This window comes from Rhodococcus yananensis (genome assembly GCF_020515525.1).
In the GTDB taxonomy this organism is placed as follows: domain Bacteria; phylum Actinomycetota; class Actinomycetes; order Mycobacteriales; family Mycobacteriaceae; genus Rhodococcus; species Rhodococcus yananensis.
This window is the reverse complement of sequence record NZ_JAIYEP010000047.1, coordinates 17,939-35,482: the sequence shown is the minus strand read 5'-3', so window position 1 is coordinate 35,482 and position 17,544 is coordinate 17,939. Positions and strand designations below refer to the sequence as shown.

The window sequence follows — 17,544 nt, the reverse complement described above, 5'->3', positions numbered from 1 at the left end:
TGCGCCCCACGTACGTGACCAGCCCCGGAAGAATCGCGATGCGTGCGCGGCCCCCTCCACCACACACAACTCCCAGCGCACACGCCCCACTCCTGCCACACCACTAGACTCGAAAACCGGACGACACCGACAGAAGCGAGGCGAACAACGACGTGAGCGGCCGACATCGCGGTGCCAGCGGCACACGAGGCATCAGCAAGGGACCGATCATCGCCGTCGCCACCGTCGCACTGCTCGTCCTGGCCGTGCTCGGCTGGTTCCAACTCCGCGACCGCATCGACGAACAAGCCACCGCCGCCGCCGGAACATGCGTCGAAGGCGACCTCGTCCTCCACATCGCCGCCGATCCCCTCATCGCCCCCGCCCTCACCGAACTCGCACAGGACTGGACCGCAGACGGCCCCCGCATCGTCCGCGACCACTGCATCACCGCCGAGATCACCAGCGTCGACACCACCGCCGCCATCACCGCACTCACCGGCGAAGCGGGATGGAACACCGACCTCGGCCCCCAACCGTCACTGTGGATTCCCCTCGACACCGCCGCCGCACTGCGCGCCGACACCGGAACCGGCGCCACCCCGCGCTCCCTCGCCCGGTCCCCGATCGTCCTCGCCGCCCCGACCGAACTCGCGAACACACTCACCGCCGCACGGATCACCTGGTCGGACCTCCCCGCCCTCCAAACCGACCCGGCCGAACTCGCCGCCCTCGGCCTGCCCCGCTGGGGCACCCTGCGCGCGGCACTGCCGACCGGCGCCCGCACCGACGCCAGCACACTCGCTCTCGCCGCCGTGGCCGCAGCCGCATCCGGAGTGGGCACCGACCCCCTCACCGTGAGCCATGCCGGTTCCCCCGCCGCGGTCGACGCCGTCTCCGAACTCGCGCTCGGCGCGAATGCGCTCGCATCCAGCGCAGGCCCCACCACCTCCGACGTGCTCACAGCCCTCGCCGCCGCCCCCGACCCGGCCGCCCCGGTCCACTCCGTCCCCGTCATCGAGAAGCAACTCCACGACATCGCCTCCGACGGTCACGAACCGGCACTGTCTGCAGTACAGCCGGCCGGCGCCACCCCGGTCGCGGACTTCCCTGCCGTCGTCGTCGACGCTCCCTGGACGAACGAGACCCTCGCGCGCGCCGCCGACGAGATCGTCGACTACATCCGGCAACCCGATCACTCCGAAGTCCTGCTCGCCGCAGGCTTCCGCACACCGGATCAGGCCGCGGGCGACGAGATCCTGGCGCCGGTCACGGCGGACGTCGCCGCACTCCTCCGCGACATCCGCCTCGCCCCGATGTCCCCGCGCAAGGCGACGATCCTCGTCGACACATCGACGACGACCACCACGACCGGGGACGGCCTGTCGTCCGCGCTCGCCGACACGGTCGCGCGCTCGCGCAGCACATCGGTCCTGGGCCTCTACACCCCGGCGGACTCCGGCTCACCGCTGCGTACACTCGTGGCCCGCGACGGACTGACCGCCAACCAACGCACCGCCCTGTCCACCGCACTCGACGACATCGCACCGACCTCCACCGCACCCGTGCACCCCGCGATTCTCGCGGCGTACACCGACGCCGTGGAGAACTACGATCCGACTCGACCGAACTCGCTGCTCGTCATCGTCGGAGGCAACGACAGCGGCGCCCTCGGCCCGGCCGGGCTCCTGCGACAGGTCACCGCCCTGACAGACCCCGCCACACCCGTACGAATCGACGTCCTGGCCGTCACCGACGACCTCGACGACACGACCGTCCTCGAAGAAATCACCGAACTGACCGGTGGCTCGTTCCGCACCGTCACCACCGGCGGGTCCGATCTCGCCGACACACTCCGAAGGCTCCTTTCGTGATCGTGCCCGTCCTGACAGCGCTCCGTCTCGTCGTCGTGGGCGCCGTCCTCGCCCTCATCACCTACTGGTTCCACCGCAGGCTCGTCCGAGCCACCGGCCTGGGCCGGACACCGGCGCGCGCCGCGGACATCGCGCTCGGCACCCTCGCGGTACTCGCCCTGGCCGCGTCGGTCACCGGCACGGTCCTCGATCCCGCCTGGGCCCGTCCACTCGGTTACCTCGGATGGTCGTGGATCGCCGTCGGCCTCTACCTGATCCTCGGACTCGCCGTCGTCGCGATCGGACGTGGAATCGGGTGGGTGACCCGGCGGGTACGTGCGCGAGCGGACATCCCGTCCGACGCCCCGGTATCGCGGCGAGCACTCCGGGTCGCCACCGCAGCAGTGGTCGTCGCCGCGGTCTCGGCGGTCGCATACGGCGCAGTCGCAGCCGCCCACCCCCGCATCGTCCGGACCACCGTGCCCCTCGCCGCCCTGCCCACCGGATTCGACGGACTCCGAGTCGCACTCGTGACCGACCTGCACGTCGGCCCCGCCCGCGGCGCTGCGTTCGTGCGCGAGGTCGTCGATGCCGTCAACGCCACGAAACCCGACCTGATCGTGCTCGGCGGCGACCTGGCAGACGGCACCGTCGCGTTCGTCGGGGAGGATCTCGCTCCCCTCACCGATCTGGAGGCCCCACTCGGCGTGTACGGCGTCAGCGGAAACCACGAGTACTACTCCGACGATGCCGCGAACTGGCTCGACCACTGGGAGTCCCTCGGCGTCCGCACCCTGCGCAATGAACACGTCGTCCTGACCCGTGGCGACGACCGGATAGCGCTCGCCGGCGTCCACGACTACACCGCGCCCGAGCCCGATGCCGCCGACGTCCCCGCCGCGCTCGACGGAATCCCCCACGACAGCTTCGTGCTGCTCGCCGCCCACCAACCGAAGCATGTCCTCGAAGCCCGCGAACTCGGTGTCGACCTGCAGGTCTCCGGCCACACCCACGGCGGTCAGATGTGGCCGCTCGGATACCTCGTCTCATTGGCGAATCCGACCGTGACCGGACTCGACAGGTTCGGCGACACCACGATCTACACCTCGTTCGGCGCCGGCGCCTGGGGGCCACCGGTGCGGATCGCAGCTCCCCCCGAGATCTCCGTGCTGGAACTCACCTCGACCGGCGGCTGAGCCCTCCCGTTCGGGATGGGTGAGAGACGGTGCGGTCGGAGGGTTATTCGGTTTTTCTATGCATTCCGTCTCATGCAGAAGAGTGGCGGGTAAACGTTCGGGGTCGTGGTTCCCGGACCACGACCCCGAAGCGACCGATCAGTCTCCGTACGCCTCGAGCGGCGGGCACGAGCACACGAGGTTCCGATCACCGTGGGCACCGTCGATCCGGCGCACCGGCGGCCACACCTTCGCGCGCCTCCCCTTCCCCAGCGGATACACCGCGGTCTCCCGTGAATACGGGTGGTCCCACTCCTCCACCAGGCACTCCGCGGTGTGCGGCGCATTCCGGAGCGGATTGTCGTCGACAGGCCACTCCCCTGCCCCGACACGGTCGATCTCACCGCGGATCGCGACCATCGCATCCACGAACGTGTCGAGCTCCGCGAGATCCTCGCTCTCCGTCGGTTCGACCATCAGCGTGCCGGCCACCGGGAAGCTCATCGTCGGAGCGTGGAACCCGAAGTCGGCGAGACGCTTCGCCACGTCGTCGACGGTCACGCCCGTGTCCTTCGTCAACCCGCGCAGATCCAGGATGCACTCGTGCGCCACCATCCCGTCTGCGCCCGTGTACAGGACGGGGAAGTACTCGTCGAGTCGGCGCGCGAGGTAGTTCGCCGACGCGATGGCCGTGAGCGTGGCCCGCCGCAGTCCCTCCGCCCCCATCAACTCGATGTACGCCCACGTGATCGGCAGGATCGAGGCGGAACCGTAGGGCGCCGCCGACACCGGGCCTCCGGCACCGAGTCCGGGTTCGAAGGGATGCCCCGGCAGGTACTCGGCCAGGTGCGCGCGTACCGCCACGGGTCCGACACCGGGCCCACCACCACCGTGGGGAATGCAGAACGTCTTGTGCAGATTCAGGTGGCTCACATCGCCACCGAACCGACCCGGCCGGGCCAGTCCGACGAGGGCGTTGAGGTTCGCGCCGTCGATGTACACCTGGCCGCCCGCGTCGTGGACGGCCGCACAGATGTCTTCGATCTCGTGCTCGTACACGCCGTGCGTGGACGGGTACGTGATCATGATCGCGGCGAGACGCTCCGCGTGGTCGGCGATCTTCGCACGCAGATCACCGAGGTCGACGTCACCGTTCGGGCGGCACGCCACGACTTCGACGCGCATGCCGGCCATCACCGCGGACGCGGCGTTCGTTCCGTGCGCGCTCGACGGGATCAGGCACGTGTCACGGTGCTCGTCACCCCGATCGAGATGATAACGGCGGATCGCCAGCAGGCCCGCGTACTCGCCCTGGCTCCCGGCATTCGGTTGCAGGCTCACCGTGTCGTACCCGGTGACGGCGGCGAGCCACCGTTCGAGGTCCGCGATCAAACGGCGGATCCCCGCGGTCTGATCGGCCGGAGCGAACGGATGCAATCGGGCGAATTCCGGCCACGTGATGGCTTCCATCTCCACGGCCGCGTTCAGTTTCATCGTGCAGGAACCGAGCGGAATCATCGTGCGGTCGAGAGCGAGATCCTTGTCCGACAGCCGCCGCAGGTAGCGCATCATCGACGTCTCGGTGCGGTAGCGCGCGAATACCTCGTGCTCGAGGAAACCGCTCGTGCGGACCAGGCCGTCGGGGATCGCGGACTCCGCGTCCGCGGGGACTTCATCGACGGGGCTGCCGTCGACAGCGAACGCAGCGAGTACCGCACTCACGTGGGCATCGGTGGTGGCCTCGTCGCAGGCGACCACGACGTGGTCTCCGTCCACCCGGTACAGGTTGATCGACCGGTCCAGTGCCGCCGCGACGATGTCGTCGGCGCGACCCGGAACCCGCACGAGCACGGTGTCGAAGAAGTGCCGGTGCACGACCTCGATGCCACCCGCACGCAGACCCGCAGCGAGGGCGGTGGCGTGCCCGGCGACGCGCCGGGCGATTCGGATCAGGCCTTCCGCACCGTGATAGGACGCGTACATCGCGGCGAGCACCGCCAGGAGCACCTGCGCGGTGCAGATGTTGCTGGTGGCCTTCTCCCTGCGGATGTGCTGTTCCCGAGTCTGCAGAGCGAGACGATAGGCGGGAGCACCGTCGGCGTCGACGGACAGCCCGACGAGCCTGCCGGGCAGGTTGCGGGTGTGCACCGAGTTCACGGCGAGGTAGCCGGCGTGCGGACCGCCGAATCCCATCGGGACACCGAAACGCTGGGTGGTGCCGAAGCACGCATCGGCACCCTGTTCACCCGGCGGGGTGAGCAGGGTGAGTGCGAGCAGATCCGCACCGACAGCCACCAGCGCACCCCGCTCGTGGGCCGCGGCGATCAGTGGCGCGACGTCGAAGACCCGGCCCGATGCACCCGGAATCTGCACGATCACACCGAAGAAGTCCCCCTCGGGAAGTCCGTCGTCGACGAGATTCGCGGTGACGATCTCGATACCGAGCGGTTCGGCGCGGGTCGTCAGGACGGCGGCCGACTGTGTGAACAGGTCGCGATCGACGGCGATGCGGGGGCTCTTCGATCGGCGGTTGGCGCGCCGCAGCAGGGTCATCGCCTCGGCGGCCGCGGTGGCCTCGTCCAGCATCGACGAATTGGCGACCTCCATTCCGGTGAGGTCGGCGACCATGGTCTGGAAGTTCAGCAGCGCTTCGAGCCGGCCCTGGCTGATCTCGGGCTGGTAGGGGGTGTACGCGGTGTACCAGGCGGGGTTCTCGACGATGCCGCGCTGCAGCACCGGCGGGGTGAACGTGTCGTAGTATCCCTGACCGATCATCGACGTGAGCACGGCGTTACCGGCGGCGATCTCGCGGAGTCGGTCGAGAACCTCGTGTTCTTCGCGAGGTGCATCGAGCACGTCGAGTCCTTCGGCGACGCCCTCGAGGCGCGCGTCGAGAATTCCGGCGGGGAGTGCCTTCGCCGCGAGTTCGTCGAGCGAACCGACGCCGACCACGTCGAGGATGCGACGGAGCGCGGTGGGGTCCGGACCGAGATGTCGGTCGGTGAAGGTCGAGGTGACGGCGTCTGTCATCGCAGCTCCCGGCTGATCGGCGAGGCCCAGCTCCGTGCGGGCGCACGGTGGGTTCCTCCCCCTCTGTCGGATGCTCGACTGCGAGCGCCTGAGAGATTCGGTTCCGGCGCGGAACCTTTCCCCGTGGGCGGGTGGGTGCTCCCACCACTTTCCAGAGACGTCGGAGCCCACGCGGTCCTTGTGCCTGAGAGATTGACGGGGAGGTGCTGCTCCTTCGGCGCCCGGGGATACAGCATTTCCGGGGCTCTCCCGCGTGACGGCGACGCAGTGTCGATTCTAGAACACCGGAGGGCGATGGTTCCGGTGCGGTGTACTCAGCCGATGCGGCGGTGGATCCGATTGCGGCGGCGGGATGCGAGTTCGTCCTCGGGACGTTCCTCGACTTCGTATCCGTCGGCGCGTTCTGCGGGGAAATCGGCGATGCTGCCGGTCAGTTCGCGCATCGCGCCGCTCACTGCGATACCGAACACGCCCTGGCCGCCCTGCAACAGGTCGACGACCTCCTCCGGTGAGGTGCATTCGTACACGGTGGTGCCGTCGGAGAAGAGTGTGATCTTCGCGAGATCCCGGACGCCTCTGCTCCGGAGGTGGTCGACGGCGACACGAATGTTCTGCAGCGACACCCCGGTGTCGAGGAGCCGTTTGACGATCTTGAGAACGAGGATGTCCTTGAAGGAGTACAGGCGCTGGCTGCCGGACCCTGCTGCGCCACGGATCGACGGCACGACCAGGTTGGTCCTGGCCCAGTAGTCGAGCTGGCGGTAGCTGATGCCGGCGATCTGACAGGCGATGGGTACGCGATAGCCGACGAGTTCGTCGGGCACCGAATCATCGGGGAACAAGCCCGGCTGTGCGTCGTCGGTGACGGTCGGATCCACCGACTGCTCGGAGCGGTGCCCGGCGTCGGCACCGAACTGCTGTCCTTGCGGCCGATCTCGCACTGTAGTGACTCCCTCTCGCGCGCCCCGATGTGCCTCGTCGCGACCGGTGAGCGGACTCCCCACGGGTTCCGATCACCGAGCACCGCCGGCTTCACCGAGTGATCCCTCACGGATTCACCCAGCGTACGCCCCCCAGCGCACAATGAGCCGCAACACGCCGGGCGCGAAGCCGACGATCGACTCTACACCCCGCCGACCACCCTCGAGTCCCGGTCGACGACGGAGAGCGAGGCAACGGTCAGCCGTCGGTTGCCTTGAAGTCGTCCGGCGAAACGGATTCGAGGAATTCCTTGAACTTCTCGACCTCGTCCTCGCGTTCGTCGGGCATGACCAGACCGGCCTCTGCCAACACGGGTTCCTCCGCGTACACGGTCGCGCCGCTGCGCAGCGCCACGGCGACTGCATCGGACGGCCGGCAGGACACACGCACGTTGCCGTCGAACACCAGGTCGGCGTAGAACGTGCCTTCCTGCAGATCGACGATCCGCACCTCGCGTAGCGCGTGGCCGAAAGTGTCGAGCAGGTTCTTGATCAGGTCGTGGGTCAGCGGCCGGACAGGTTCCACCCCCTGCTGTTCGAGGGCGATCGCCGTGGCCTCCATCTGGCCGATCCAGATCGGCAGGTAGCGTTCGCCGTCGACCTCCCGCAACAGCAGGACGGGCTGATTCTGTGGCTGCTCGACCCGAATTCCCACTATCCGCATCTCGCTCATCGCGGTGCCTCCGTCCGCTGACCGTCAGTGGCGAACCACCCTGACACGTTCTGCCTGAAGTCTAGTGTGCTCGCGCAGGGTCCGTCAGGTGCCGATCGGCCGGTCCCGGAAGGGACCGGCGGATCGGCCCTCACCGATCGAGTGCGCCCCGAACCGCGGCCTTCACCAGGCAGGTGTGGAGGGTCAACGACAGTGCCGCGAGTTCACGCACCATCTCCTCGGCCCGTTCACGTGCCCCCGCATCGCGTCCCTTCGCGACCGGCCCCGCAATCTGCGCGACCAGCCCCGCCTCCCGATCGGCAGCAAGCTTGAAGGCACGCAGGTGGCGAACCTCCAGACCGAACTCCGACATCGACTTGGCCGTGCGGGCCATCAGCACCGCATCATCGTCGAAATACCCTGCGGGACCGGGTACGAGCAGTCCGGATCCGACCAATTCGTTGAGAAACGCGACGTCGATTCCTGCGCGTGCACACAGATCGTCACGAGCGACGCGGACCTGATGATCCGAGCGCAGGTCCTCGGGTGAGACCTCCCCGGGGGCCACCGCGAGGGGACGCGGCCGCCGCGGGCGAGTGTCGACGGAACCCACCGTGGCCGCACCGCGATCGATCGCCTCGAGTTGCTCCTTGATCACCTTCAACGGAAGGTACTGGTCGCGCTGCGCGGTCAGCACATAGCGCAACCGCTCGCAGTCCGCAACGGAGAAGCGACGATACCCCGACGGTGTCCGTTCCGGGCTGATCAGTCCTTCCGATTCCAGAAATCTGATCTTCGAGATCGTCACGTCCGGGAACTCGGGGCGCAGCCGATCGAGCACGGACCCGATCGACATGCCTGCCGGTGCCGGCTGGTGGGCAGCCGTCATCAGCTACCCGCGCCCTGAGTGCTCCGCGGACCGGTGAGGAACACCAGGCGGAACTTTCCGATCTGCACCTCGTCGCCGTTCGCCAGGACCGCGGAGTCGACGGGTTCGCGATTGACGTAGGTTCCGTTGAGGCTGCCCACGTCGACGACCTGGAAATCGCCCTCGTCCTGGCGGAACTCGGCGTGACGACGGCTGACCGTCACGTCGTCGAGGAAGATGTCGCTGTCCGGGTGGCGACCCGCCGACGTCGTCGGCTGGTCGAGCAGGAACCGCGATCCGGCGTTGGGGCCACGCTTCACGACGAGCAACGCGGATCCGGCGGGAAGCCCCTCCACACCCGACACCGGTGCGTCGGTCGTCGACGCGGATCCCGCATTCTCCAGTTCGCTGAGGAAGTCCGCGCGGAACACCGATGTGGTCTCCGCCGGAGTCTCTTCGTAGCCCGCGTTGCCGTTCTCGCTCACCGTTTCTCCTTCTCCGTTCGATCCCCCGGGCGGCCCGGGGGATCGTCGATCTCGTTCGCCGGGGGCCACGCGCCGACACGGCACACGTTCACTTCGACGGTACCCTGTGTGCAGCTCCCGGTGCAGGTTGTCGTACGTTACCGGTCGCTGCGTCAGCCCTCGGTGATCGCGCGATATCCGGCTGCGTCGAGAGCCTGTTCCAACGCCGCATCGAGATCTGCCTGCGCGGCCACTTCGATGTCGATCAGCCAGCCACCCGCATACGGGGCACTGTTGACGAGTTCGGGGCTCGCCTCGAGATCGCCGTTGACAGCGACGACCGTTGCGGTCAGCGGCGCGTACACGTCGGACACGCTCTTCGTCGACTCGACCTCACCGAACGAGTCACCGGCGGTGATTCCGGCACCGGTGTCGGGAAGCTGGACGAACACGACGTCGCCGAGCTGCTTCTGCGCGTAGTCGGTGATTCCGATCCGCGCGGTGGTCACGCCGGTTCGCAGCACCCATTCGTGTTCCGCCGTGTAACGCAGGTCGGCGGGAGTGTCGAACTCGCTCACTCGAAGATCCTTTCGGGGCAACGACGATTCGGTACGAACGTCTGTGTCAATTTCCGGGCTGAGAGTATTGGCGCGGTTCGATCTCCCGCAAGGCGGGTACATCGACCTGGGCGAACTGCTCGATGGTCAGTGTCCCACCGACCCGGGACACCGTGTCGACAACACCACCGGGAATGTTCAGCGCCGCCGCGAGAGTGGGACCGTCACCGATCGCCGTCACGGTGTACGGGGCCGTCAGTTCCCGATCGTCGACGGTGATGTTCCCGCCGACGCCGGTGACCCACGAATCGACTCCGATCCGCACCGCGGTCCCGTCCGCCCCGGCGATCTGCATGGTGTCGGCGCCCGCCGCGCGCAGTTCCTGGATGGTGTCGAGGACGATCTCCGCGCCGATGCCGTGGTGCGGGTCGGCGAGGGTGAGGACGACGCCCGGGCCGGTGGCCGCGACCGTGCCCAGCTGGATGGACAGGTTCTGCAGCCTGCTGTTCGCTTCGGCGAGCGCCGCATCGGAACCGTTCGTGCGGAGGCTGTCGAGGGTGCGTTCGAGTGTGTTGACCTCCTGGCGCAGCGCGGCTTCGCGGCGGTTGAGGTTGTCGAGGAGCACGAGGAGGTCGGCGGGTCGCGCGGAGTCGAGGGCATCGCCGGTTCCCGTGCTGCGGACCTGGGTGGCGATGGCGATGCCGAGCAGCACGATGAGCACCCCGGCCAGCACCGGGAACAGCAACCGGTTCCGTGCTGTGCCCGGTGGGGTGGTTCGCGCCTCGCTCGGCGGCTCGCTGCCGGTCGGGCGGCCGGTGGGTGTGTCGTCACTCACGGAGGGTCACGCTCCGAACAGTCGCCTGCGCAGTGCGGCGGCGTTGCCGAAGATGCGGATGCCGAGGACGACGATGACGGCGGTGGACAGCTGGGTACCGACACCGAGCTGGTCGCCGAGCCAGACGATCAGTGCGGCGACGAGGACGTTGAACATGAAGGAGACGACGAAGACCTTCGCGTCGAAGATGTCGTCGAGGTAGGCGCGTAGGCCGCCGAAGACGGTGTCGAGGGCCGCGACGACGGCGATCGGCAGGTAGGGCTGGACGGCGGCGGGTACCTGGGGAGAGAACACGATCCCGATGACGATGCCGAGCGCGAGAGCAGCCACCGCGTAGAGGGCGTGTCCGTGTCGGAGTTGTCTCACCGGGTCTCCTTTTCCCGAGCTGATTCGACGGTGCGGGCCGGGGCTGCCGGTAGCTCGAGTTCGGCGTCCTCGGTGATGGTGAAACCTACCCCGTAGAGCTGGTGGATGCCTGCGAGCCTCAGGTAGGCGTCGCTGACGACGAAGTCGGTGTGCATCCGCGTGGTGGGCCCGATGGCGTCGACGGTGTACGGGGAGAAGACCGGCTGGTTGTCGACGAGCATGGCGCCGCCGGCCTGGCGGATGGTCACACCGGGTCCGATGCGGACTCCGCCGACGGCGACGGCTTCGGCACCGCCCGCCCACAGGGCGTTGACGACGGATTGCAGGTCGCGGTCGAGGATCGTGGCCGAACGGGTACTCGGTCGCTGGGAGGAGTCGGAGAGGTTGGGGCGGGCCGCGGGGTCGGTGAGTGTGACGGTCACGCCGGGGCCGTGCACGGGACTCGTCGCGGCGGCGTCCTCGGCTGCGGTCAACGCGTCGAGTGCGGCTGCGCCGCGGGCGTCATCGGCGACGAGTTCGGCGCGTTGTGCGGCGACGGCGTCGGTGAGCCGATCGCGTTGTGCGGCGACGGTGTCGACGCGGGTGTCGGTGGCGTCGAGGGACGCGAGGATCTCGGCGCGGGCGCCGTCGGTTCCGGGGTCGTCGGCGCGGTTGTGCGCGAAGGCGACTCCGAGGACGACGCCGGTGACGACCAGGCCGGCGGTGAGCCAGGCGCGGGCGGTGGCCGGCCGGTCGGTGGTGTGCTCGGCCGCTGCGGCGGCATAGCCGGGGTCGAGGTGGTCCTCGAGGAGGGATTTGAGCAGGGACGGGACGGGGTTGCGGGGTGTGCGTTCCCAGCGTCGACTCATCCGGTGGCCCTGCCGTGGCCGGGGGCGCTCGGGTGTGGTGGTACGGCGCGGGCGGTGCGGTAACACTGCAGGAGGTAGAGCAGTGCGGTCCACACGTACAGGGTCGTGCCCCAGATCAGTGCGGCCCAGCCGAGGGGGTGGGCGACGACGGAGGTGGCGGGGACGGCGAGGTCGAGTAGCAGCAACGGGAGGGCGCACATGAGGAGGAATGTGGCGCCTTTTCCGAGGTAGAGGACTTGTGGTGGGGGTAGTCCGCGACGGCGGTAGACGACGAGGGTGGGTGCGAGGACCAGTTCGCGGCCGATCAGGACGGCGGCGATCCACCACGGGAGGATGCCGCGGGCGACGAGGCCGATCAGGGTGGCGACGATGGAGAGGCGGTCGACGAAGGGGTCGAGCAGGGCGCCGAGTCGTGAGCTCTGGTCGAGGAGGCGGGCGAGTTTGCCGTCGGCCCAGTCGGTGACGCCGCTGGCGACGAGGACGAGGAGGGCCCAGACGTCGGCGTGGGGGCCGAGGAGTAGGTAGAGGAACAGTGGGACGCCGAGCAGACGCAGGATGCTGAGTGCGTTGGGGACGGTGACGATGCGGTCGGCACCGGTGTCGGTGGCGTCCTGGTCCGTCACGTCGGTCATCGTCCTGTCATCCGTTCGTCTGCGGTGCGTGTCGTCCTTCCGGATGCGGCCGGTACCGGACGTCGGCCGGTCCAGCCTTCCATATCGTCGGGGGGATCGCGTCAACGCCAGGCGAAGACGGGTTGTTCGAGTCCGTCGATGCGAGTGTGGCGGTGGTGGAGGGCCACCTCACGGAATTGGTAGACGACGGCGGCGGTCGGGGCGTGGATGAGATGACCGCGGAAGGGCCATTGGATCACGGGCTTGTCCGATTCGGGGATGTCGACGAATCGGGGTTCGGCATCGAGTTCGTTCTCGGTGACGGCGAACAGGACGTCCACTTCGTCGGGGCTGGGACGCAGGGTGTCGATGGTCGCGGTCGATCTGACGACGAAGGGAGACATGACGTATCCGGATCGGGTGACGTAGTCGTCGAGCCGTCCGACGATGCTGTCGGAGGTCTCGCGGAGTCCGAGTTCTTCGTGGAGTTCGCGCAGCGCAGCCTCCTCGGGGGTCTCCCCCGGGTCGATACCGCCACCGGGGAGCGCGAATTGTCCGGGATGTGCGCGGAGCCGGGAGGGTCGGCGGGTCAGTGGCATGACCGGGTTTCCGGCATCGTCGTCGAGGATGGCGATGACGACGGCGGCGTGGCGTCGGCCGTCGAGTGGGATGCGCGTCGAATCGAAGGCGGAGAGGGCGCTTGTGAGGGAGTCCGATGCGAGAGCGTCCGGTGTGGGGGCGGCGGGCATGGTTCCGACAGTAGAGCGCGCGGGGGCGGTTCGCGGGCTTCACTGGAGCGTTCGGCTTATTCTTGATTTCCGTATAGTCCGAAATTCGGAATGGTGCGCGGGGGATGCTCCGGTGAGTGTTGTTCGACCCGTCCGGCCTTCCGCGTGGTCGCACTCGTCCGGAGTAGGCTCGCGGCATGCCGCATCCGGTCATGTTCGATGAGGCCGATCCCCTGCTCGCCCGGGTCCGCACGCTCGCGCTCGCCTTCCCCGGCGCCGCCGAGAAGGTCTCGCACGGCCGGCCCTTCTTCCACACGAAGACCGCGTTCGCCGTGTACGGCGGAGCCGAGAAGGACACCCGGGTGGCGTACCCGCGGTCGCTTCTGGTCAAGCCCGATGCCGAGGAACGCCGCGCGCTGTTGTCCGAGCCACGTTGTTTCGTTCCGGCCTATCTGGGGCCGGCGGGGTGGGTGGGGGTCGATCTGACCGTGTCCGGGAACGTGGCTTCCGGCGGGAGCGAGGAGGCGGTGGATTGGGTGGAGATCGCGGAACTGCTCGACATGTCGTTCCGGGTGACGGCGCCGGCGGGACTGGTGCGTGCGCTCGACTCCTCCCCCGCCCGACGCCGCGGCGAGTGAGCGGTCGGGCGCGGCCGGCTTTGCGGCGAGCCGCGTCAACGCGGAAAGGCGTCGGTGGTCGGTCTCCCAGACCCGGTCCCCGGCACTGAACGGCCGGGGTCCGGTGGGTCGGCGCGTCACGATCGGGTGAGCGTCCAGCCTTGCGCTCTGTGCAACCGGTCCCAGAACCGGGCGTAGGTTCCTCCGGCGGCGAGCAGTTGCTCGTGGGTGCCCTGCGCTTCCACTCCTCCGGCGTCGTCGAGCGCGATGATCCGGTCGGCGGCGGCGATGGTGTCCAGACGGTGCGCGATGATCAGGATCGTGGCCCGGGTGCGCAGCGCCTCGACCGCCGCGACGATATTCGCTTCGTTCTCCACGTCGAGCGCGGAGGTGGCCTCGTCGAACAGCACGATCGGTGATCGTTTCAGCAGGGCCCGGGCGATCGCGACGCGTTGACGTTCACCGCCGGAGAGTGCGCGGCCACCCTCGCCGACCCGCGCCTGCCACCCGCCGGGTAGACGCTCGACGATCTCGGTGACACCGGCGAGGTCGGCCGCCTCCCGGATCTCTTCCCGGCTCGCGTCGGCGCGTCCGACCGCGACGTTGGCCTCCAGGGTGTCGTCGAACAGGTAGGCGTCCTGGAAGACCATCGACAGTTGCGCCATCAGCTGCTCGGTGGGTTGCTCGATGACCGGCACGCCGCCGACGCGCACGGTGCCGGAGTCGGCATCGTAGAAGCGGCTGATCAGTCGCGCGATCGTGGTCTTGCCGCTGCCCGACGGCCCGACGAGCGCGACCATCGAGCCGGCCGGGACGGTCAGCGACACGCCGTCGAGGACGGGCTCGGCGCCGGGCGTGTACGCGAAGGTGACGTCGTCGAGTTCGATGGTGCCGGGGCGCGACAGTATCGCGGCCGCCGACGGCTCGGGGAGCGGCGCTGCGGTGAGGACCTCGTCGATCGTGTCGAGCAGCGGTCGGCGTGACTCCAGGGCCATGGCGGTCTCGGTGATGGCGGACAGGGTCGAGGTGAAGCGCAGCGCGAGGCCAGCGAACGCCAACGCCGGAACGGGCTCCAACGAGCCGGATACCGCGAGTGATCCGGTGACGGCGATCAGCGCGACGACCACCCCCTGGGTCACCATTCCGCTGAGCAGCAGGCCGACCGTCTCGATCCACTGTGCCCGGGTCTTCGCCCGGTAGGTGTGGTCGAGTGCGTCGCGCAACGGGGCGAAGTCTGTGCTGCGCCCACACGAGCGCACGGCACCCTGGCACCGTGCGTACTCGACGATGCGGTTCGCGAGTTCCACCTCGTGTGGTTCGTGGAGGTCACGGCCGCGGCGCGTGAGCGCCGTGGACAGCAGCGTGATCGCCACGAACACGGGCGCGGCGATCGTCAGGATCAGACCGAGCAGGGGGTCCCAGAACCAGGCCGCGATCACGACCACGGTCGCGGAGGACATCCGCGCGATCATCGGACCGAACATGTGGGCGTAGATCTCTCCGGCCTGCATCAGTTCGGTGGAGACCATCCGCGACAGTCGACCGGCGACCGGCTTCGCGAACCAGCCCAGTGGTTGTCGGGAGACCCGGTCGCCGACCAGACGGTGGATGCTGTGGAGGAAGTCGAGGGCGACGGCGTAGGCACGCTGGTTCTGCCGGTAGTTGAGGGCGAAGCCGACGGCGGCCAGTGCGGCGAAGACGGCGAGCCAGGCACCGATTCCCAGACCCCATTCCGGTTCCCCGGAGGCCAGGGAGGTGATCGCCGGCAGCATCGCGGCGAGGGCAAGACCTTCGACGACACCGCACAGCGCGGCGATCACCATGACCGGGCGTAGTGCGTCGGGCTCGGACACCATGCGTTTCATGCGCGGCACGATGTCGATCAGTGGAAGGGTCATCGGTTCTCACGTCCGAACGTGGCGGTGGTCGATTTCCAGAGCTGGGTGTAACCCGGTTCGGACGCGAGGTCGTCGTGGGTTCCCACCGCGACGACGCGGCCGTTGCGCACGAGGACGATCCGGTCGACGCCGGTGATCACTTCGGGTCGGTGCGCGACGAGCAGCACCGTCTTGTCGCGTACCAGATCCGACAGTGCCTGCTGGATCCGGAACTGCGACTCGGGGTCGGTCAGTGCGGTCGCCTCGTCGAGGATCAGAACGGGGTGTCGACCAGGATGGCGCGGGCGGTCGCGATGCGCTGGGCCTGGCCGCCGGACAGTCCGCTGTCGGCACCGTAGACCGTGTCGAAGCCGTTCGGTAACGCCTCGATCTCGTCGAGGATCCGGGCGGCCCGGGCCGCTTCCCGGATCTGTTCCTCGGTGGCATCCGGACGGCCGAGCGCGATGTTGTCGCGGAGGGAGATCGCGGGCAGTTGGGGGTCCTGCAGGACGAAGCCGACGTGCCGGTAGAGGTGGTCGATCTCCGAGACGGGTACCCCACCGAGCCGGATCTCGCCGGACTGCGGGTCGTCGAACCGTGCCAGGAGTGCGGCGATCGTCGACTTGCCGGATCCGGACGGTCCGACGAGGGCGGTCACGGTGCCTTCCCGCAGCGTGAACGAGACGTCGTCGAGCGCGAGTTCGGCGCTCTCGCCCGTTCCGTAGGTGTATCCGACGTGATCGAAGACGCCGTCGTGGCCGCGCGGTTCGGCGCGCACTCCGTCGTCGGCCAGGACCGGGGTCTCGAGGAGATCGGTGAGTCGTCGGGCGGCGGCACCGGCGATCTGCGCGGACCACATCGCGTTCATCAGCACCTCGATGCCGTACGGGATCAGGAGCGCGATCAGGGAGGTGGCGAGGACGTCGGCGACCGTGACTGCGCCGTGGTGGACGAGCCACGCGCCGCCGCCGATGTTGACGAGCAGGATCAGCGGCACGGCCAGCAGTGATGTTCCCAGCGAGCTCACCCGCACGAGGGGACGTACCCAGTCGTGGTAGAAGACCTGGAACTCCTCGGCGGATTCGCGGTAGGCGCGGTGGGCGTGACCCACCCGACCGAATGCCTTGACCACCGTGATGCCGGTGACGAACTCCACCATGCGTGCCGACACGACGGCCAGCTTCGTGTCCATCAGGACGGTCTTCTCGCCCATCCCGCGAATGCTCAATGCCATCGCCGCGCCGTACAGCGGCACGGTGGCCACGGCGAGCAGCCCGAGACGCCAGTCGATGACGAACGCGTAGACCGTCAGGGTCAGCGGCATGACGATCGCGACGGTGCCGTCGACGGGCCGGTGCGCGATCAGGTGGTGGATGGTTCCGATGTCGTCCTGCAGGGCCTTGCGTACGCGACCGGAGTTGGTGGCGGTGAACCAGTTGAGGGGCACCTCGGCGAACCGGTGGATCATCCGGCGGCGGAGGAGGTGACCGAGCCTGATGTCCGCCAGGTGCGTGATGAGCAACGCGACGAAGTACACGGCGAGTCGCAGGGTGAACGCGGCCAGCAGGATCCGCAGCCATCGGAATACTGCGTCCGCGTCGACTGCGCCGTCGGAGTGGCCGGCGTCGAGCAGGATCTCGCCGATGTGCACCAGCGCGATGTACGGCACGACGGCCAGGATTGCCGAGACCACCGCCAGGACCCGGCCGACGGCCAGACTCGGGGCGACCGGGCGCAACAGGTCGTCGAGCGCCCGCGCATCGGCCTTCTGTTGGGCTCGCGCATCGGTAGCGGTGTCCTTCTCGGGCACACCCACCGCAGGAGCATCGATCGTCGTCATGGCACCACCGGATCTCTGAACCGCATCCCTTCAACGCAATAAGATTAGGCTAATCTAACCCACGGGGCCGAGGTGGTGGGTCGCGACGAGCGCACGAGGCGCGGTCCGACCGGCTCCGGACAACGAAAAACCCCGGAGAATCATTGATTCTCCGGGGTTTTCGGTCGGGCTGACAGGATTTGAACCTGCGACCACTTGACCCCCAGTCAAGTGCGCTACCAAGCTGCGCCACAGCCCGCCCGCACTCTCATCGAGTGCTCGTTG

At 68.5% G+C, this 17,544-nt stretch carries 17 protein-coding genes, 1 tRNA gene and 1 riboswitch; of the genes, 3 read left to right on the top strand and 15 right to left on the bottom strand.

From position 1 onward, the window contains the following. Positions 1 to 152: 152 nt before the first annotated feature. Together LDQ05_RS12725 and LDQ05_RS12720 are read left to right on the top strand one after the other, a co-directional pair. Entirely contained in the window at positions 153 to 1,853 is a 1,701-nt protein-coding gene (locus tag LDQ05_RS12725; protein ID WP_226437323.1) for a substrate-binding domain-containing protein, read from the top strand. Continuing rightward, complete coding sequence (locus LDQ05_RS12720) at positions 1,850 to 3,028, top strand: metallophosphoesterase (RefSeq protein WP_226437322.1); 1,179 nt, start codon at positions 1,850 to 1,852, stop codon at positions 3,026 to 3,028. Before LDQ05_RS12725 ends, LDQ05_RS12720 begins: the two co-directional genes overlap by 4 nt. Positions 3,029 to 3,166: 138 nt before the next feature. Here LDQ05_RS12720 and gcvP read toward each other — a convergent pair whose 3' ends face one another. The 11 genes from gcvP to LDQ05_RS12665 form a co-directional block, all read right to left on the bottom strand. Continuing rightward, a complete protein-coding gene (gcvP, locus tag LDQ05_RS12715) occupies positions 3,167 to 6,037 on the bottom strand; it encodes an aminomethyl-transferring glycine dehydrogenase (RefSeq protein ID WP_226437321.1) in 2,871 nt (956 codons plus the stop codon). Positions 6,038 to 6,199: 162 nt separating this feature from the next. Further along, positions 6,200 to 6,299: riboswitch (glycine riboswitch) on the bottom strand. A gap of 52 nt (positions 6,300 to 6,351) precedes the next feature. Continuing rightward, on the bottom strand, positions 6,352 to 6,978 hold the full coding sequence (locus tag LDQ05_RS12710) for a MerR family transcriptional regulator (protein ID WP_372461100.1): 627 nt from the start codon (positions 6,976 to 6,978) through the stop codon (positions 6,352 to 6,354). A 238-nt stretch (positions 6,979 to 7,216) separates the two neighbouring features. Beyond that, on the bottom strand, positions 7,217 to 7,690 hold the full coding sequence (locus tag LDQ05_RS12705; protein WP_226437320.1) for a bifunctional nuclease family protein: 474 nt from the start codon (positions 7,688 to 7,690) through the stop codon (positions 7,217 to 7,219). Positions 7,691 to 7,820: 130 nt separating this feature from the next. After that, positions 7,821 to 8,558 carry a transcriptional regulator FtsR gene (ftsR, locus tag LDQ05_RS12700; protein ID WP_226437319.1) on the bottom strand — a complete coding sequence of 246 codons (738 nt, stop codon included), beginning with the start codon at positions 8,556 to 8,558 and terminating at the stop codon, positions 7,821 to 7,823. Then, positions 8,558 to 9,022 carry a glycogen accumulation regulator GarA gene (garA, locus tag LDQ05_RS12695; protein ID WP_226437318.1) on the bottom strand — a complete coding sequence of 155 codons (465 nt, stop codon included), beginning with the start codon at positions 9,020 to 9,022 and terminating at the stop codon, positions 8,558 to 8,560. Before garA ends, ftsR begins: the two co-directional genes overlap by 1 nt. Before the next feature lie 152 nt (positions 9,023 to 9,174). Beyond that, entirely contained in the window at positions 9,175 to 9,579 is a 405-nt protein-coding gene (gcvH, locus tag LDQ05_RS12690) for a glycine cleavage system protein GcvH (RefSeq protein ID WP_226437317.1), read from the bottom strand. 46 nt (positions 9,580 to 9,625) lie between these two features. Next, on the bottom strand, positions 9,626 to 10,393 hold the full coding sequence (locus LDQ05_RS12685) for a DUF881 domain-containing protein (RefSeq protein ID WP_372461099.1): 768 nt from the start codon (positions 10,391 to 10,393) through the stop codon (positions 9,626 to 9,628). A gap of 6 nt (positions 10,394 to 10,399) precedes the next feature. Next, on the bottom strand, positions 10,400 to 10,759 hold the full coding sequence (locus LDQ05_RS12680) for a small basic family protein (RefSeq protein WP_226437316.1): 360 nt from the start codon (positions 10,757 to 10,759) through the stop codon (positions 10,400 to 10,402). Then, positions 10,756 to 11,607, bottom strand: a complete 852-nt coding sequence (locus tag LDQ05_RS12675) for a DUF881 domain-containing protein (protein WP_226437315.1) — start codon at positions 11,605 to 11,607, stop codon at positions 10,756 to 10,758. The genes LDQ05_RS12680 and LDQ05_RS12675 overlap by 4 nt, the downstream gene beginning before the upstream one ends. Next, entirely contained in the window at positions 11,604 to 12,239 is a 636-nt protein-coding gene (locus LDQ05_RS12670) for a CDP-alcohol phosphatidyltransferase family protein (RefSeq protein WP_226437314.1), read from the bottom strand. The genes LDQ05_RS12675 and LDQ05_RS12670 overlap by 4 nt, the downstream gene beginning before the upstream one ends. A gap of 101 nt (positions 12,240 to 12,340) precedes the next feature. Then, positions 12,341 to 12,967, bottom strand: a complete 627-nt coding sequence (locus LDQ05_RS12665; protein WP_226437313.1) for an NUDIX hydrolase — start codon at positions 12,965 to 12,967, stop codon at positions 12,341 to 12,343. A 176-nt stretch (positions 12,968 to 13,143) separates the two neighbouring features. Here LDQ05_RS12665 and LDQ05_RS12660 point away from each other — a divergent pair, with 176 nt between their 5' ends. Continuing rightward, positions 13,144 to 13,584, top strand: a complete 441-nt coding sequence (locus LDQ05_RS12660; protein WP_226437312.1) for an MmcQ/YjbR family DNA-binding protein — start codon at positions 13,144 to 13,146, stop codon at positions 13,582 to 13,584. Between the two features lie 116 nt (positions 13,585 to 13,700). Here LDQ05_RS12660 and LDQ05_RS12655 read toward each other — a convergent pair whose 3' ends face one another. The 4 genes from LDQ05_RS12655 to LDQ05_RS12645 all read right to left on the bottom strand — a co-directional run bounded on the left by LDQ05_RS12655 (position 13,701) and on the right by LDQ05_RS12645 (position 17,518). Beyond that, positions 13,701 to 15,461, bottom strand: coding sequence for an ABC transporter ATP-binding protein (locus LDQ05_RS12655; protein ID WP_226437311.1), 1,761 nt, complete (start codon positions 15,459 to 15,461; stop codon positions 13,701 to 13,703). Continuing rightward, positions 15,458 to 15,628 carry a hypothetical protein gene (locus LDQ05_RS19855; protein ID WP_308013215.1) on the bottom strand — a complete coding sequence of 57 codons (171 nt, stop codon included), beginning with the start codon at positions 15,626 to 15,628 and terminating at the stop codon, positions 15,458 to 15,460. Before LDQ05_RS19855 ends, LDQ05_RS12655 begins: the two co-directional genes overlap by 4 nt. Positions 15,629 to 15,714: 86 nt before the next feature. Then, complete coding sequence (locus tag LDQ05_RS12650) at positions 15,715 to 17,280, bottom strand: ABC transporter ATP-binding protein (RefSeq protein ID WP_308013214.1); 1,566 nt, start codon at positions 17,278 to 17,280, stop codon at positions 15,715 to 15,717. A 164-nt stretch (positions 17,281 to 17,444) separates the two neighbouring features. Then, a tRNA-Pro gene (locus tag LDQ05_RS12645) sits at positions 17,445 to 17,518 on the bottom strand. Positions 17,519 to 17,544: the final 26 nt, after the last annotated feature.

Coding starts and splice junctions, on each gene's coding strand:
- LDQ05_RS12660 (WP_226437312.1), top strand. CDS start 13,144: ATGCCGCATCCGGTCATGTTCGATGAGGCCGATCCCCTGCTCGCCCGG.
- LDQ05_RS12650 (WP_308013214.1), bottom strand. CDS start 17,280: ATGACGACGATCGATGCTCCTGCGGTGGGTGTGCCCGAGAAGGACACC.
- LDQ05_RS12655 (WP_226437311.1), bottom strand. CDS start 15,461: ATGACCCTTCCACTGATCGACATCGTGCCGCGCATGAAACGCATGGTG.
- LDQ05_RS12670 (WP_226437314.1), bottom strand. CDS start 12,239: ATGACCGACGTGACGGACCAGGACGCCACCGACACCGGTGCCGACCGC.
- ftsR (WP_226437319.1), bottom strand. CDS start 8,558: ATGACGGCTGCCCACCAGCCGGCACCGGCAGGCATGTCGATCGGGTCC.
- LDQ05_RS12665 (WP_226437313.1), bottom strand. CDS start 12,967: ATGCCCGCCGCCCCCACACCGGACGCTCTCGCATCGGACTCCCTCACA.
- gcvP (WP_226437321.1), bottom strand. CDS start 6,037: ATGACAGACGCCGTCACCTCGACCTTCACCGACCGACATCTCGGTCCG.
- LDQ05_RS12705 (WP_226437320.1), bottom strand. CDS start 7,690: ATGAGCGAGATGCGGATAGTGGGAATTCGGGTCGAGCAGCCACAGAAT.
- LDQ05_RS12675 (WP_226437315.1), bottom strand. CDS start 11,607: ATGAGTCGACGCTGGGAACGCACACCCCGCAACCCCGTCCCGTCCCTG.